This window comes from Candidatus Latescibacterota bacterium, assembly GCA_019038625.1.
In the GTDB taxonomy this organism is placed as follows: Bacteria; Krumholzibacteriota; Krumholzibacteriia; order Krumholzibacteriales; family Krumholzibacteriaceae; genus JAGLYV01.
In genome coordinates this window covers 1-2,552 of record JAHOYU010000218.1, presented here as the reverse complement: position 1 = coordinate 2,552, position 2,552 = coordinate 1, and the positions used below count along the sequence as shown (strand labels likewise).

General features: G+C 52.4%; 3 protein-coding genes. 1 reads left to right on the top strand and 2 read right to left on the bottom strand.

The window, feature by feature from the left end; genetic code table 11:
- Positions 1 to 578: hypothetical protein (locus KOO63_14475; protein MBU8923020.1), on the top strand; the 578-nt coding region annotated here is incomplete at its 5' end.
- A gap of 113 nt (positions 579 to 691) precedes the next feature.
- Here KOO63_14475 and KOO63_14470 read toward each other — a convergent pair.
- A complete protein-coding gene (locus KOO63_14470; protein ID MBU8923019.1) occupies positions 692 to 2,161 on the bottom strand; it encodes an ABC transporter permease subunit in 1,470 nt (489 codons plus the stop codon).
- 26 nt (positions 2,162 to 2,187) lie between these two features.
- The coding region (locus tag KOO63_14465) for a hypothetical protein (GenBank protein ID MBU8923018.1) at positions 2,188 to 2,552 on the bottom strand (365 nt) is incomplete at its 5' end.

Below are 2,552 nucleotides of genomic sequence, written 5' to 3'. Positions count from 1 at the left end.
GGCCTGACTCGTATGATAACCTCTTCGGGTTCGATCCAAGGACGGATGACATCATCGAGGAGATCCAGGCAGGCACGATCCTGACAAACGGCGAGACTCCGAAATTCTGGGTCAGACAGATGCGTGCAGCCCAGAAGGGCCATACAAATCCAAAGATAGTGCACAACGCACAGGAGATGATGAGTTTCCTGGCTGAGATACAGGGCCTTTTCCTGGAAGATCCCTTCCAGTTCACTCCTGGCTCCGAGTTCTCCGAGGCTATTGAGATTCTGAAAGGCAATTCTCCGGACCCGATGAAAGCACTTGTCCGGGAGCTTCTGGCCGCCGAACTTAACCATGTCAGCGGCAGGGGCATGATCGAGGAAGGCGCCCTTCAGTCGGTCATGCTGGCCTGGGTGGAACAAATCGTCTACGACCTCTGGAACCCGGAAATCAATCTTAACGTGGGCGGCCTGACGGGAGACCCATCGAGGGATATGCTTGAGCTTGGAATCGGTGACCCGGAGATCGGCGAGGCTATCGACTTCCTTGAAAGCCTCAACCTTAGCATCGGAGGAGGCAGCGGCGGAGGCGGTTGATCCTGAAAAACAAGTGACCAGAAAAGATATCTGATCAATAGGGGGCACTTCAATAGTGCCCCCTTTCTTCTATTTCAATTTAAAGCACAGCCCGACATCAGCCATGCCCCATTCTATCTTACGTCATACCGGAGGAATGCCACGAAAGCCGCTGCCAGTGCTCCCACCGTGTAGATCACAAGAAGAACGAGATCGGTCATCGTCTCCGAGATCACGCTTCCGATGGTCCTTGCGGGGGGCATGAACATCGGCATATCGCTGATATCGATCGTCGGCCTGTCACGGGGAGTACTGACCGATATTCCCTTTTCCGTATCAAAGTTGATACTTATTCCACCCATACCCCCTCCACTCTCCTTTTCCTTCACAGCGGCGTGATCGAGAAAGGTGTCTCTGTAATTCTCGATCGCGTCCTGATACCTCGGCTTAAGCCCCGTGTCGGTACCGGCGATATTCATTGTCGCAAGCTGGAAGGCGGACGCCGGCGAGACGCGCACGAATAGAAAGGCAAGCCGTTCCTGTTCGATCAACTGATTGGTATGCTCCTCCTGCAACCTGCGGGAATGATCCTTGATATTAGTCTGCATTTCCTTTCTCACCCGGTCACTCTCTTCCATCCAGTTCCACTCGTTCTCGTCCTGAAAAACTTCCCGCTCCTCCTCGGTCATATCCGCCATGAGCGAGTTTCGCTCGCGTGATGTCTTGATCAGGCCTTCGGTGTATTGTTTCCACTGGTCTTTCGAAAAAGCATCGGCAAGGGCATTCACTTCTGCCGCGGATGGCACCTGAATGATCTTACTCGCGGCCATCACGCCTATTCTCGGGACAATAAGCGTAAGCGAGACCCATGCGACAAGAAGGATCAGGAACGATACGTTCGCACGGCGGGTCATTGATGAGACAAATATTCCCAGAGCGATAAAAAAGGAAAAATAGCCGACAGCCACTCCCGCAAATAACGTGAAGTCAAGCCAGTGTCTCGCCTCGAATGGGACCTTCGAGAGAATCACCATCAAGACGACTACCAGCATCGGGACCAGTAGCGGGATCACCAGACCAAGCCAGGCGCCCGCAAACTTGGCGGCGATATATTTCACTCTCGGAACAGCGTTAGAGAACGTCAATCGTAACGTTCCCGATTCGCGTTCACCGTTTATCGAGTCGTATGTGAACAGGATGGCGAACAGGGAAAGAACGATGAGAAAGATGAAATTCAGATCAAGCAGCCGGAAGACAGCGAATATCGGGTCATTCGAGTATGTGCTGCTTCTCAGAGTCACCTGTTCGGTGGCACTGACATCCGAGAACCTGCCGATATCGTTGGTGATCCCCGAAACGAAGATCCTCATCGGATCCGGCGTGATAAATGCCCTGGTCCCGATATAGGCCCATGAGGTCCGTTCCTCGAGGACCTGACGCTCGAGCTGCCTCGCCGTATCGTACCGCTTGACATCGTTTTTGTAATCCTGGATCCCTACCATCACACTCAGGATGATCAATATACTGCACGCGATAAACGTGGAAATGAATTTCGGGCTGGTGAAGTAGACCTTCAGTTCTTTCAGTACAAGTATGCGAAACATCGTTTTCCTCCGTATAGACCGCGTATCTACCTTACATCATATCGCAGGAACGCCGTGTACGCTCCAGCGAAGAAAATGATATTGAACAGCGCGAGCAGACCGATATCTATAGCCGCGGCACGGAAATCGGCCTTCATATCACTCGCTGCATAGTCGAACACTGGAAGTTCATTCGGATCGATGGATGGGTCCTCCTCCTCGTCATCGTTGATTGTTATCATCACCATCCCGCCCCTCGGACTCGTGCCGGTCTTGTCCTTTATAAATTCAACGTATGAACGTTGATATCCATATGCTTCGCCAATGAAATGTTCCTTCATGCCAAGAGAAGTGCCGGCCATACGTGTCGCGGCGAGAGAAAACGAAGCACTCGGGCTCACCCTCGCGAGAT